Below are 12,999 nucleotides of genomic sequence, written 5' to 3'. Positions count from 1 at the left end.
GCCAGCCGCGTCCCCAACCTCACGGGTCAGTACACCTAGTGGCCCCGGGCGCTAGGGCGGATCGAGTGCCCAGTCTCTCAGTCTCTGGGGGGCGTTACAGCGACGGATAGTCGGTGTAGCCGCGGTGGTCACCACCGTAGAAAGTAGCGGTGTCGGGCTCATTCAGAGGTGCGTTGGTCTGCCAGCGTTCCACAAGGTCGGGGTTGGCGATGAAGGCGCGTCCAACAGCGACCAGGTCTGCCTGGCCGTTGTCGAGAAGGGCCTGGGCAATCGTGGCGTCGGTTACCGGGTCCCACCCGTTGCTGACGATGCGGGGGCCGCCGAAGCGGCTGGCGAGATTCAGCAGGAGTGGGGCGGTGGGGTCCCCGATGGTGTGCAGGTAGGCCAGGCCCATGACCGACAGAGCATCCACGAGCGCACCGTAAGTGGTTGCGGTCTCGTCCGCATCGTCTTCCACGGCTCCGTGGAGGTTGATGCCGGGTGAGATGCGGATGCCTACTCGTTCGCTACCGATGGCGTCGGAAACGGCCTGGGCTACGTCAATGACGAAGCGTGCACGTGCCTGGGGCGAGCCGCCGTAGACGTCGGTGCGGTGGTTGGTGGAGGGGGCGAGGAACTGGTGGAGCAGGTAACCGTTGGCGGCGTGGAGTTCGATGCCGTCAAGTCCGGCGTCGACGGCGGCCCGTGCTGCCTGTACGTATTCGTCGATGACGGAGGGGATTTCTTCGGCTCGCAGGGCGCGAGGCGTGGGGTGGGGCTTGGGGCCCATTGCGGTGAACATTTCGCCGGGTGCAGCGATGGCGCTGGGCGCAACGGTCTCAGCATTGTGCTTGTTGTCCGGGTGCGAGATGCGCCCGGCGTGCATGATCTGAGCGACGATGCGGCCGCCGTCGCGGTGTACGGCCTCGGCGACCGGGCGCCATGCTGCGATCTGTGCCGGGGTGTGCAGGCCGGGTGAGTTCATGTATCCCTGGCCGACGGCGCTGGGCTGTACGCCTTCGGTGATGATCAGTCCGGCGGTGGCCCGCTGGCCGTAGTAGGTGGCCATGATGTCGGTCGGCACGCCGTCGGGGGTGGCCCGGTTGCGGGTCATGGGGGCCATGACGATGCGGTTTTTCAGTGTCCACTTGCCGACGGTCAGCGGCTCGAACAGGTCTGCCATGGGAAGTTCTCCTGGGAGGGAAGCGGGGCGGCGTGCACCGTGGCGGTGGTGCCGCTGTTGCGTTACACCGGTGCGCGGGAAGTCGTAGGGGGTCTGCAGGTACTGGGCGGATATGAAGTCGAAGGTTCCGGCGGGAAAAGTGCCCGCCAGGTCGTGATGTTGGGGGGCACACGGTCGGCGACACCCTCGTGGGCTGCGTGCTGGGCGACGCGTTGCAATGCGGTGGGTGCGATGTCCACCGCGGTGACCTGCCAGCCGTGGGTGGCGAGCCAGATGGTGTCGCCTCCTTCGCCGCAGCCCAGGTCCAGGGCGTGTCCGGGAGGCGAGAGCTGAGCTGCGGTTTCGGCGAGCAGCGGGTTGGGGGTGCCCTTCCACACGGAGTCTTTGCCGCGGTAGAGGTCCTCCCAGAACTGTGCGGCGTCGCCGGCGCTGCGTGGATCTGGCGGGTGGGGTCGTCCATGGGGTGAACCTTTCGTTCAGATGGCCGGAGCGCTGGACTGCGCTTCAGCCGCCGGGGTCTTGGGCGTCTTCACCAGGAGCGTGAGGGCAAGGACGGCAGCGGCCATGAGGGCGCCGGCGACGATGAAGGCGATGCGGTAGCCGTGGAGGAAGCCCTCCAGCTGCAGAGCGCGCGATGTCTTGTCGGCGGCCGGAGACCGGGAGGCGAGGTAGCCGGTGACGGCGGAGATGTAGAGAGTGTTGAGGAGTGCCGGGCCGAGCGCCGCACCGATCTGCTGGCTGGTGTTGAGCGCGGCGCTGGCCACTCCGGCGTCATGGGGGTCGACGCCGGACAGCGCCACGTTGGGGCCGGCCAGGAAGAACAGGCCCACTCCCACGCTCACCAGGATCTGGGTCGGCAGGATTTCGCCCGTGTAGCCGGATGCGGTGTCCAGGCGGGTGAGCCAGAGCAGCCCTGCGGTGGGCCAGTGCGGTGCCGCCGACCATCAGGGCCTTGGGGCCGATGCGTGTGACGAGGGGTGCGGCAAGCATGGTGGTGGCGATGATCCCGGCGCTGAAGGGAAGGAAGGCGCAACCTGCCTGCAGGGGCGTGTAGTGGAGGTTGACCTGGAGGAAGTAGGTCATGAAGAGGTTCATGCCGAACATGCCGGCGCCGATGAGGAGATTCGCCAGGAACACACCGGCCCGGCTGTGGTCGAGGACGACCCGCAGAGGCAGCAGTGGGTGCAGTGTCCGGCGCTCCACGAGAACGAAGGTGGTCAGGGGGACCACGGCTACGGCCAGGAGGAGCAGGGTGGCGGGTGCCGTCCAGCCTTCGCCGTCGGCTGTCTGGGTAAAGCCGTAGACGAGTGCGACCAGGCCGCTGGTCACCAGCAGGGCGCCAGGGACGTCGTAGTGGCGGTGACCTTCAGCGCGGCTCTCCCGCACGAAAGGCCGGGCGGCCAGAGCGACGGCCAGGGCGATGGGGACGTTGATGTACATGCACCAGCGCCAGCCCGCGTATTCGGTGAGCACCCCGCCGAGGAGAAGGCCGACTGCCCCTCCTCCGCCCTGGAACGCACCGTAGATACCGAACGCCTTGGCCCGTTCCTTGGGGTCGGTGAAGGCAACCGTGATGAGGGACAGTGCTGCCGGCGCCAGGAGTGCTGCGAAGGAGCCCTGCAGTGCCCGTGCGGTGAACAGAATGCCCGGGTTGGGTGCGAGGCCGCCGAGCATGGATGCGCCCGCGAAGCCCAAGAGGCCGATGACGAGGATCCGTTTGCGGCCGGCGAAGTCCGCGATGCGGCCGCCTAGCAGGAGCAGCCCGCCGAAGGCCAGGGCATACGCGGTGATCATCCATTGGCGGTTCGCGTCGCTCATCCCCAGGTCGCTCTGCGCCTGCGGCAGAGCGATGTTCACGATGGACACGTCCAGCACGACCATGAGCGTGGCGACCGACGCCACGGTAAGCGCCATCCACCGATGCGGGTCGGGTGCATGCGGGTCTGCGGCCTTCCCGACAGCGCGAGCGGGAGTCGTCATCGAAGGCTCTCCTGAGCAGTGGGCGAGGAATGCGTTGGTACGTGGGCTCACGTCGCCAGGAGAGTGCAGCCGGATGCTGGAAAGTTGCAAAGTCTCATGCTGGTTCAGCAAGATGAGGTCATGGACGGAATGGATCACGTGCTCACTGCCATCGGTCCGCGGCTGCGGGAGCTGCGCCGCCGGCAAGGCATCACGCTGGCCGCGCTGGCGGAGATCACGGGGATCTCGGAGAGCACGCTCTCCCGCCTGGAAGGCGGTGGGCGTAAGCCCAACCTGGAGCTTCTCCTGCCCCTGGCGCAGGCGTACAACGTTCCGTTGGACGAACTCGTAGGCGCCCCGGAGACTGGTGATCCGCGTGTTCATCTGCGCCCGGTGACCCGCGACGGCATGACTTATGTGCCGCTGACCCGCAGGCCGGGCGGTATGCACGCTCATAAGCTCGTGATCAGTCCGAGCGCCGGCGAGCCCGAGCTGAACACTCACGAGGGCTATGAATGGATTTATGTCCTCAACGGGAGGCTCCGGCTTCACCTGGGCGACCGTGTCCTCGTCCTGGCGCCGGGGGAAGTGGCGGAATTCGACACCCACCTTCCGCACTGGCTCGGTCCTGACGACGACCAGCCAGTGGAACTACTGGTCATCTTCGGGCAGCAGGGCGAGCGTGCTCACCTCCGCGCCCGCCCTGCCTGATCAGCTCACCGGGTCGGCAGCAGGGACGTCGGTTACGGCTGAGCGGCGTCTGGTGGCAACAGTGAGTCGAGGCCGTGTCGGCGATCGCCCAGGACTCGCTCGCAGTTTCTCGCCTCGTTCGCCGCGCTGAAGGCGTCCGTTGCTGCGGCGTACGGCCGGACGGCCCGGGAGCTACGGCTTGCCCGGGGGTGCGGGTGGCCGGGGCGCGAGGGGCCGGGCAGGCAGTGTGAGCGCGGCGGCCCCCAGCGCTCAGCCACTCACCCGTTCACCCCCGTGTAATGCCGCAGGCTCCACCGCCACAGCAGTCGCGAGCCCACATAGGCCGCCGCCCCGAGCAGCGGTGACATCGCCGCCAGCCAGTACGGCACCCCGGCGTCGTGCCCGGTCAGCACCGCGGCCGGGAAGTACGCGACGAAGGCCAGCGGCAGTCCGAACGTGAGGAAGCCGGTCACCGCCTTCGGCAGCACGTTCAGCGGGTAGCTGCCGAACGTGCCGAGCAGTTCCTCCAGCCAGCGTCCCCAGTAGTCGCCGGCCGGGAAGCGCAGCGAGGCACTGGCGACCACCGTGAACAAGGCCGCCTCCAGGAGCATGCCGCCGAGGACGCAGACGACGAGGTACGTGATCCGGGTCGTCGTCCAGTCGAGGTCGCTGCGGCTCAGGGCGCCCGCCATGAGGCCCGCGGCCACCGTCAGGTCGCCGATCGCGTTGGTGGGGAAGTAGGACAGCTGGAGTTGGCGGTAGACCGGCATCGGGCGGACCAGGTAGGTGTCGATCATCCCCTCCTGGATGTGCCTCCCGATGCCGTGCACCCGGCCGAGGAACAGTACGAACAGACCGTGTGCCAGCATCCGTGTCGCCGGGATCAGCAGGACGTCCGAGCTGTCCCAGCCGCCCATCCCGCTGAACCGGGTGAGCAGTACGGTCGCGAACACGATCACCGAGACCTGCCAGACCGCGCCGATCGCGATCATCATCAGGAACTCGGAGCGATACTCCAGCTGTGCGCGGAAGTTGAGCCGCGTGATGCGCCAGATGACGCGAAGAGCCTTGGCCGACATCTCAGCCTCCCTGGGAGATCACGCGCCGGGCGGCCCGCCGCCACAGCAGTCGGGTGAGCAGGGCGAGCGCCACCACCCAGGCAGCCTGCAAGGCCAACTGCGGCCCCGCGTCAGCCAGTTCGATGCGGCCCACGTACAGCGAGAGCGGCACGCTGAGTGTTGCCTGGAACGGCAGGAAGGCGCTCAGCGTGATGAACCAGTCGGGGAAGAACCACAGCGGCGCGTACACCCCGGACAGCAGGTTCTGGGCGAAGATCAGGATCAGCATCGCCGCGCCGTTGCGGAGCGTCCAGAAGCACAATTGGTCGATGGCGAGCATCACGTAGTAGAGGACCCACTGGCCGAGGAGCGCGCTGACCGCGAACACCCCGGCCACAGCAGCCGACTTGGGCGGGTCCACGACCCCGGCCGCCAGGCAGATCACGTATCCGGCGAGGACCCAGACCAGGCCGTACAACTGCTCGCCGAGGGCGCGGAGCGCGTAGTAGCGCTGGGGTGAGATCGGGCGCAGGTACCAGTAGACGATCGTGCCGAAGTGCATGTGCTGCAGTACCGTGTCGCGGCCCGCGTACTGGTCCAACTCCCTTATGCGGGACGCCAGTACGGCCAGTACCGCGTAGGTGACGGCCTGGTCCTTCGACAGGCCGGCCGTCGTGCCCGTGGCCGCGTACAGGCCGTGCCACAGGGATGCCACCAGCACCACCTGGACCGTGAGCCGGAGCAGCGCGGCGGTCATCCGGGGCGGGGTGTGCAGTTCGCCGAGCGGGGTGACACGCGCGGCCCGCCAGCCGTGCAGGACGGCCATGGTCACGCACCCCCCACTTGGACGTCCTCGGCGTGGGCGTACGCGGCCCGCATCACGTCCTCCAGGTCGGCCTCGTCCAGGGCGAGGTCGGTCACCTCGTACCGTTCGATGACCTGCTTCAGCGCCTGGTGCATGGTGGGTGCGGTGGGTCCGTCGGGGCCGAACACCACCAGCGGGCCCTCGCGCCGCAGCAGCGTGATCCCCGGCAGCGGTTCGACGGCCGCGTGGGCGTCGGCGAGGGTGGCCCGCACCTGCCAGGTCGAGCCGAACCTCCGCCGGATCTCGTCCAGGGAACCGTCCAGCACGAGACGGCCGTGGTTGATCAGGACGACCCGCTCCGCGAGCCGTTCGACCTCCGTCATGTCGTGCGTGGTGAGCAGTACGGTCCGCTCGCGCTCCTCCACCTGGTACCTGAGGAACTCGCGGACCTGCTCCTTGACCACCACGTCCATACCGATGGTGGGCTCGTCGAGGAACACCACCGGCGGATCGTGCAGCAGCGCGGCGGCCAGGTCGGAGCGCACGCGCTGGCCGAGCGAGAGATGCCGGACGCGGGTGTCCCAGAAGGAGGACAGGTCGAGGAGCTCGTCGAACTCCTTGAGCCTCGCCCGGTGTTCGGCCTCGGGTACGTCGTAGATGTCGCGCAGGATCGCGAAGGACTCCCGCACCGGCAGGTCCCACCACAGTTGGGTGCGCTGCCCGAACACGGCCCCGATGTTGCGCGCGTTGCGCTCCCGCTCCTGGTACGGGACCACGCCGGCGACCCGTGCCTCACCGGACGTGGGGGTGAGGATGCCGGTGAGCATCTTGATCGTGGTGGACTTGCCCGCGCCGTTCGGCCCGAGCAGGGCGAGGAGTTCGCCGGGGGCGACCTCGAAGGTGACGTCGGAGACGGCCTCCTTGGCGACCCGTTCCGGATTGACGAGGGACCTGACGGCGCCCGTGAAACCGGGGCGGCGCACAGTGGTGTGGAAGGTCCGGGACAGGCCACGGACCTCTATGGAACCGATCACGCGGGGGAACCTCCGGGGGAGCGGGGAGCACGCGAGCGAGGCCGCCCGGCAGGGGAGCCGGACGGCCATGAGACCGGTAACAGTGTCAGTCGTCGACCGTCGAGAAGACAAAGGAGAATTCAGCCGGCTGAACCAGCAACTGGTACTGCGGCAGTACACCGGGACCGCACGACTGCGAGCCGATGCCCTGCTGCCCGTGGTCGAGGTTGACCCACAGGGTGTCGCCCGGCGTGAGGTCGGTCAGGTGCCGGGCCGCGTCCAACTGCTCGGTGGTCCACCGCCGCGCGGTGAACCAGAACTCCGGGTCGCCCTCGATCCGAAGCTCTCCGACCTGGGCCCAGCGGACGTCCGCGCGGGCGCCGTTCTCCTGCGGGCGCACGTACGGTGTCTGCAGTTCCTCGACGCTCGCGTCCCACAGGAGCGTCTTTGCCGCGGCCTTGGTGTCCGGGTACGCCTCGCCACCACTGCCGAACCACGTCAGGTTCTCCCCGGACGACGCCGGCAGACCCAACCGGATGCCGAGCCTGGGCAGCGGCACCGTCCAGTCGCCCTCGGGAGTGACCGAGACGGTCAGGCGCAGCCGCGCCCCGTCGGACGTCCACCGGTACACGGTGCGCAGGCCCACCTCCTGGGCGGCCGGCGCCACCCGGGTCCGTACGGTCAGCGCGTCGTCCGCCAGCTCCACGGCGTCCAGGCGGTGTTGCATACGGTGCAGGCCCAGCGTGCGCCACAGCACGCCGGGGCGCACGCCGCCCTGCCAGGACGCGCCCTCGTCGTTGTCCGTGGTGGCGCGCCACACGTCCAGGCGCAGACCCGTGACGTCCGTCGTGCCGATGGCCCGCAGCGCGCCGGTGCGGGCGTCGAAGGAGGCCGGGCCCAGTGTGATCCGGTCACCGTCGGCCGCGGGCCGTGTGCCCGTGGCCGACGGCAGGGGCCCGCGCGGCGCGACGGTCTCCTGCGCCCACGCCACCTCGTGGCTGCGGCCCGCCCAGGAGGTGTCCTCGGCGAGCAGCGCGCGGACCGTCCACTGGACCTCCTCGCCCTCACCGTCGGGCGCGGCCGCGGGCAGCTTGACCTCGGCCGACTCCCCAGGTGCGAGCGACGGCACGGTGAGCCGGTGCGCGCCGGTGGGAGATCCGTCCACCTGGTACGAGAACTCGAACTCCAGGTGCGAGAGGTCGGCGAAGTCGTACGCGTTCGTCACCCGTACCGTGCCGTTCGCCCCGTCGCCCTCGATCCGGACCGGCTCGATCACCTTCTTGAACTCGGCGAGCCCCGGCGAGGCGCTGCGGTCCGGGAAGAGCAGCCCGTCGCAGACGAAGTTGCCGTCGTGCAGTTCCTCGCCGAAGTCACCGCCGTAGGCGAAGCCGTACCGCTCGTCCTTGACGCCGTGGTCGATCCACTCCCAGATGAAGCCGCCCTGGATCCGGTCGTGCCCCTCGAAGATCCGCTGGTAGTCGGCCAGCCCGCCGGGACCGTTGCCCATGGCGTGCCCGTACTCGCACAGGATGAAGGGGAGTTGACGCCGCCCGGCCGGGCCGCCGTCCAGGCCGGCGCCGATCCGCTCGACCTCGGCGTGGTCCGCGTACATCCGCGAGTACATGTCCGTGTCGCGGCAGTTCCAGTCACCCTCGTAGTGGATGAGCCGCGACGTGTCCCGGCCGCGGATCCACTCGGCCATGGCGGTGAGTCCGCGTCCGGTGCCGGCCTCGTTGCCCAGCGACCAGATGAGAATCGAGGGGTGGTTCTTGTCGCGCTCGACCATACGGGCCGCCCGGTCCAGGAGCGCCGGGGTCCAGCGGTCGTCGTCCACCGGGTTGTCGCGCCAGGCCTGCTCGACGAAGCCGTGGGTCTCCAGGTCGCACTCGTCGATCACCCACAGCCCGTACTCGTCGCACAGGTCGAGGAAGGCCGGGTGGGGCGGGTAGTGGGAGGTGCGCACGGCGTTCAGGTTGTGCCGCTTCATCAGCAGCACGTCCTCGCGCATGGTCTCCAGATCAAGGGCGCGGCCGTGCTCGGGGTGCCACTCGTGCCGGTTGACGCCCCTGAAGAAGATCGCCCGGCCGTTGACCTTGATCAGGCCGTCCTCCAGCGCGACCGTACGGAAACCGATCCGCAGCGGGACCCGCTCCCCGTCCGTGACCAGCGTGGCGTCGTACAAGTGCGGTGTCTCTGCGGTCCACGGCCGCACCGGCACGGTGATGGGCTGCCCGGTCTCGACATCGATGTCCAGGCCGGGCACGACGACCCGGCCGTCGACATCGGAGTCGACGCGCAGGGTCCCGGTGCCTTCGCGATGGTCGTACGAGGAGTGCACGAAGAAGTCGAGCACGCCGGCCGCCGGACGGTGGAGCAGCGTGACGTCCCGGAAGATGCCGGGCAGCCACCATTGGTCCTGGTCCTCCAGGTACGAGCCCGCCGACCACTGGTGGACGCGCACGGCCAGCACGTTCCCGGCCGGCTTCAGCAGGTGCCCGACCGCGAACTCGTGCGGCAGCCGGGATCCCTTGAACTCACCGATGTCCGTCCCGTTCAGCCACACCCGGGCGCAGGACTCGACCCCGTCGAAGCGCAGGACCACGCCACCGTCCGAGGCATCGGGCCAGTCGTCCGGCAGGTCGAAGAACCGCAGATGGTCACCGGTCGGGTTCTCCGTGGGCACCCTCGGCGGATCCACCGGGAAGGGATAGAGATGGTTGGTGTAGATCGGCGCACCGAAGTCCCCGTCGCCCTGGAGGACCCAGTGCCCGGGGACCACCACCTCCGCCCAGTCCTCGGAGTCGTGTCCCCGCTCGGCGAAGGAGTCGTCCTGGGCGTCGGCCGTCGCCGACAGCCGGAAGCGCCAACTGCCGTTCAGCGAGAGGGAGGCGGCGTCGGAGGACGCGTACCACGCCCGGGGCGGCAGCGCGCCGCTCCCGGCCGAGACGTCCTCCACGTAGTCGACGGACGAGGCTCCCCCCGCGCCGGGAGAAGCCGGGAACTCGGGCGAAGGGGAGGGGGAGGTGGTGCGGGCAGACATCGTTCTCCTAGGTCAGCCCTTGATGCCGGTCTGCGCGACCCCCTGCACCAGCCAGCGCTGGAGGAACAGGAACACGAGCACCAGGGGCAGGATGGAAATTGCGGTGGCCATGAAGATCAGATGGAAGTTGACGGTCTGGTTCGTCATGTACGAGGAGAGCGCGACCTGTACGGTCCACGCCTCCTGGTCCTGGCCGATGACCAGGGGCCACAGGAAGGCGTTCCAGCCGCTGATGAAGGTGATGGTCGCGATCGCGGCGAAGAAGTTGAGCGAGTTGGGCACGACGATGCGCCAGTACGCACCCCAGTACCCGAGCCCGTCCACGCGCGCCGCCTCCTCCAGTTCTTTGGGGAACCCCAGGAAGTACTGCCGGAACAGGAAGCAGGTGAAACCACTGAAGAGCCCCGGAACGATGAGACCTTGCATACTCGACACCCAGCCGAGCGACGAGACCAGCACGAAGCTCGGTACGAAAGTGACGGCGGCCGGCACCATCAGGGTCACCAGGACCGCGTAGAAGATCTTGTTGGCGTGCTTGTAGGGGATCCGGGCGAGGCCGTAACCCGCGAGCGAGCAGACCAGCAGCGTGCCGACGGTGTGCAGGACGCCGACGACCGCCGAGTTCCACAGGGACCGGCCGAACGGGACCGTCGCGTCGTCGAACAGCTCGGTGAAGTTGCCCCACTGGATGTCGGTGGGGAACCACTTCCAGTTCTCGCCGGTGATCTCGACGTCCGTGGACAGGGCGTTGCGGACGATCAGATAGAAGGGGACGAGGAAGAGCAGGGCACAGACGGAGGTGGCGAAGTAGAGGCCGGCGGAGCCGAGCACGCCTCGCCGGTCGCGCCTGCGCTCGGGCCGCCCCGGGGGCTCGGCGTCGGCATCCGCCTTGGGGGTTTCGATGACGGTCGTCACCTGGAGTCGTCACTCCTTCCGAAGCCCAGGAACCTGCCCTGGAGCAGGGTCACCATGCAGATCAGCAGCGTCAGGATGACCGCGCCCGCACTGCCGGCGCCGTAGTCCTGATCGTCGCCCAGAGCCGTGTAGTACAGCTCGACGAGGGGCGGTCGGCCCCAGGTCGTCTTCGCCAGCAGATTGAAGAACTCGTCGAAGGCCTGGTACGCGGCCACGAGCAGCAGCAGGATCACGGCGGTCGAGGTGGCCCGCAGCTGGGGCAGGGTGATGTGGCGGAACGTCTGCCAGCCCGGCTTGGCGCCGTCGATCGCGGCGGCCTCGTAGAGTTCCGGCGGGATGTTCTGCAGGGCCGCCAGGAACAGGATCATGTAGAAGCCGGCCTGCAGCCACAGGCGGACGGTCACGATGACCAGCCAGTACCAGGGCGGGTTCGGATCGGCCAGCCAGGCGACGTTCTCGATGCCGAACAAGCCGAGGAAGGTGTTCATCATGCCGAAGCGGACACCGCTGAAGATGGACATCTTCCAGATCAGCGAGGCGGCGACGAAGCTGCACGCCGTCGGCAGGAAGAAGACCGACCGGAAGAACGCCTTCATGAAGCGCAGCCGGTGCACCATCAGCGCCAGGCCCAGCGACAGCGCCCAGGTGACCGGCACGATGATCGCGGCGAAGACGGTGAAGGTGACGAGCGAACCGGTGAAGTCGCCGTTCGTCAGCATCAGCTCGTAGTTGTCGAAGCCGATGAACTTGTCGGGCGTGACCGTGTAGCGCGCCTCGAAGAAGCTGAGCCAGACGCTCCACCCGATGGGGATGTAGACGAAGATCACCAGACCGATGAGGAACGGTCCTGTGAAGATCCAGAAGCTGAGCGTACTGCCCCGCACACCCCGCCGCGGCTCGGCCTTGGAGGCCTTGGCCGGGGCGGGGCGCGTGGCGTCGCGCGTCTTGGTGGTCGACATGTCGTTACCTGTCCGTGGCCGCCGGCCTATCCGAAGAGCTTTTTGAGTTCATGGTTGACCTTCTTGTCCGCGGCGTCGAGGGCCTTCTCCGGCTCCATGCCCTTACGGACCGAGTTGGCGATCACTTCCTCCAGCGCCGTGATCATCGCCTGGGTCCAGGAGATGTTGTCGAAGCGCCCGTAGTCGGTGAAGAGCTTGACGCCCTCAGCGGGCAGGCCCGACTTGAGCTTGGTGGCGGACTCGGCCAGCGAGGTGCGCGGCGGGATGTGGAAGCCGTAGCTGAGCGCCCAGTCCTCCTGGTACTTCTTCTGGTCGATCCAGAGCCATTTCACGTACTCCTTGGCCAGGTCGACGTTCTTGCCCTTGGCGTTGACGAACATGGACCAACCGCCGTTGTAGACGGCGGGCTTGGCACCGGAGGCCGCCGAGGGGAACGGGAAGATGCCGAGGTCGTCGCCGAGGGCCTTCTGCATCACGGGCATGGCCCACATGCCGCACCACTGGATCGCCGTGAGCCCCTGGACGAGGGCCGAGGGGTCCCAGTAGTCGGCGGGGGCGTCCAGGAGCAGATGGCCGCTCGTGAACATCTTGCGGTACACCTTCAGAGCCGCGGCCACGTCGTCGGTGTGGTACGCGATCTCGTTCTTGTCGTTGAGCTGGTCGGCGCCGGCCGCCCAGACCAGGGCGTAGTTCGTCGCCACCAGGTTGTTGCCGAGGAACAGGCCCTTGACCTTGTCGGTGGTGAGCTTGTCGGCAGCCTCGGCGAGCTCTTCGAGGGTCTGGGGCACCCCGATGCCCGCCGCCTTCAGGAGCGACTTGCGGTAGAAGAAGAACTGCGGGTCGTCGATCATGCGGACGCCGTAGACCTTGCCGTCGACGGTGTGCGACGCGATGTCCGCCGGATTGAAGTCGTCCTTGACCGGGCCGATGATGTCGTCCAGCGGCGCCACCTGACCGCTCCTGATCAACTGGAGCTGGGGGTGGAACTCGAAGACGTCCGGCGCGTTGTCGGTGAGCAGCGACGAGAACAGCTTGCTCTCGAAGTTGGTGCCGGTGATCCACTGGGTGGTCACACGGGCCTCGTCGTAGGCCTTGGCATACCGCTTGATCGCCTCCTGCGTACCGGCCTCCCCGTACGCGTGGAAGTACTGAACGAGGCTCTTGCCGGAACCGCCGCCGCCCTCGCGGCCGGTGTTGCCGCCACAGGCGGCCAGCGGGCCGAGGGCGGCGAGGCCCGCGGCGGCCCGCAGTACGGAACGACGATCCCAGTTACTGCTGCTCGGTGCCGACATTCTGACGTCCTTGTCTCGAGTGTGGCTGCGGCTCGAAATCGCTGTGCGGTGGCGGACGTTAACCTTCTGCCAATGCTTCGGCAAGGGGTTGGACGAAGTCTGTTCG

Annotated in this window: 12 protein-coding genes; 1 reads left to right on the top strand and 11 read right to left on the bottom strand. The window is 68.2% G+C overall.

The annotated features are described in order from the left end of the window. Window positions 1-94: 94 nt before the first annotated feature. The 4 genes from AB0D14_RS25200 to AB0D14_RS25185 form a co-directional block, all read right to left on the bottom strand. Complete coding sequence (locus tag AB0D14_RS25200; RefSeq protein WP_362782870.1) at window positions 95-1,162, bottom strand: alkene reductase; 1,068 nt, start codon at window positions 1,160-1,162, stop codon at window positions 95-97. Between the two features lie 62 nt (window positions 1,163-1,224). Next, window positions 1,225-1,539, bottom strand: coding sequence for a methyltransferase domain-containing protein (locus AB0D14_RS25195; RefSeq protein ID WP_362782868.1), 315 nt, complete (start codon window positions 1,537-1,539; stop codon window positions 1,225-1,227). A gap of 99 nt (window positions 1,540-1,638) precedes the next feature. Then, complete coding sequence (locus AB0D14_RS25190) at window positions 1,639-1,998, bottom strand: hypothetical protein (RefSeq protein ID WP_362782865.1); 360 nt, start codon at window positions 1,996-1,998, stop codon at window positions 1,639-1,641. Beyond that, window positions 1,934-3,142, bottom strand: coding sequence for an MFS transporter (locus tag AB0D14_RS25185; protein ID WP_362782862.1), 1,209 nt, complete (start codon window positions 3,140-3,142; stop codon window positions 1,934-1,936). Before AB0D14_RS25185 ends, AB0D14_RS25190 begins: the two co-directional genes overlap by 65 nt. Window positions 3,143-3,271: 129 nt before the next feature. Between AB0D14_RS25185 and AB0D14_RS25180 the strand changes: the two genes are divergently transcribed. Then, window positions 3,272-3,832, top strand: a complete 561-nt coding sequence (locus tag AB0D14_RS25180; protein WP_362783012.1) for an XRE family transcriptional regulator — start codon at window positions 3,272-3,274, stop codon at window positions 3,830-3,832. 257 nt (window positions 3,833-4,089) lie between these two features. Here the strand turns inward: AB0D14_RS25180 and AB0D14_RS25175 are convergent, their stop codons facing one another. From AB0D14_RS25175 to AB0D14_RS25145, 7 genes are all read right to left on the bottom strand, one after another. Beyond that, on the bottom strand, window positions 4,090-4,890 hold the full coding sequence (locus tag AB0D14_RS25175; RefSeq protein ID WP_362782860.1) for an ABC-2 family transporter protein: 801 nt from the start codon (window positions 4,888-4,890) through the stop codon (window positions 4,090-4,092). A gap of 1 nt (window position 4,891) precedes the next feature. After that, window positions 4,892-5,695: an ABC-2 family transporter protein gene (locus AB0D14_RS25170; RefSeq protein WP_362782857.1), complete on the bottom strand. Its 804-nt coding sequence runs from the start codon at window positions 5,693-5,695 to the stop codon at window positions 4,892-4,894. A 2-nt stretch (window positions 5,696-5,697) separates the two neighbouring features. Beyond that, window positions 5,698-6,708, bottom strand: coding sequence for an ATP-binding cassette domain-containing protein (locus AB0D14_RS25165; RefSeq protein WP_362782854.1), 1,011 nt, complete (start codon window positions 6,706-6,708; stop codon window positions 5,698-5,700). A gap of 85 nt (window positions 6,709-6,793) precedes the next feature. After that, on the bottom strand, window positions 6,794-9,727 hold the full coding sequence (locus tag AB0D14_RS25160) for a glycoside hydrolase family 2 TIM barrel-domain containing protein (RefSeq protein ID WP_362782851.1): 2,934 nt from the start codon (window positions 9,725-9,727) through the stop codon (window positions 6,794-6,796). A 12-nt stretch (window positions 9,728-9,739) separates the two neighbouring features. Beyond that, window positions 9,740-10,558 (bottom strand): carbohydrate ABC transporter permease, encoded by an 819-nt coding sequence (locus tag AB0D14_RS25155; RefSeq protein WP_362783010.1) that lies wholly within the window; start codon window positions 10,556-10,558, stop codon window positions 9,740-9,742. Window positions 10,559-10,638: 80 nt separating this feature from the next. Further along, a complete protein-coding gene (locus AB0D14_RS25150; protein WP_362782848.1) occupies window positions 10,639-11,601 on the bottom strand; it encodes a sugar ABC transporter permease in 963 nt (320 codons plus the stop codon). 26 nt (window positions 11,602-11,627) lie between these two features. Next, a complete protein-coding gene (locus tag AB0D14_RS25145; protein ID WP_362782845.1) occupies window positions 11,628-12,893 on the bottom strand; it encodes an extracellular solute-binding protein in 1,266 nt (421 codons plus the stop codon). Between the last annotated feature and the right edge of the window lie 106 nt (window positions 12,894-12,999).

Source organism: Streptomyces sp. NPDC048484, assembly GCF_040651415.1.
In the GTDB taxonomy this organism is placed as follows: domain Bacteria; phylum Actinomycetota; class Actinomycetes; order Streptomycetales; family Streptomycetaceae; genus Streptomyces.
This window is presented reverse-complemented; position numbering and strand designations above follow the sequence as displayed.

Coding starts and splice junctions, on each gene's coding strand:
- AB0D14_RS25170 (WP_362782857.1), bottom strand. CDS start 5,695: ATGGCCGTCCTGCACGGCTGGCGGGCCGCGCGTGTCACCCCGCTCGGC.
- AB0D14_RS25175 (WP_362782860.1), bottom strand. CDS start 4,890: ATGTCGGCCAAGGCTCTTCGCGTCATCTGGCGCATCACGCGGCTCAAC.
- AB0D14_RS25150 (WP_362782848.1), bottom strand. CDS start 11,601: ATGTCGACCACCAAGACGCGCGACGCCACGCGCCCCGCCCCGGCCAAG.
- AB0D14_RS25185 (WP_362782862.1), bottom strand. CDS start 3,142: ATGACGACTCCCGCTCGCGCTGTCGGGAAGGCCGCAGACCCGCATGCA.
- AB0D14_RS25180 (WP_362783012.1), top strand. CDS start 3,272: ATGGATCACGTGCTCACTGCCATCGGTCCGCGGCTGCGGGAGCTGCGC.
- AB0D14_RS25200 (WP_362782870.1), bottom strand. CDS start 1,162: ATGGCAGACCTGTTCGAGCCGCTGACCGTCGGCAAGTGGACACTGAAA.
- AB0D14_RS25145 (WP_362782845.1), bottom strand. CDS start 12,893: ATGTCGGCACCGAGCAGCAGTAACTGGGATCGTCGTTCCGTACTGCGG.
- AB0D14_RS25160 (WP_362782851.1), bottom strand. CDS start 9,727: ATGTCTGCCCGCACCACCTCCCCCTCCCCTTCGCCCGAGTTCCCGGCT.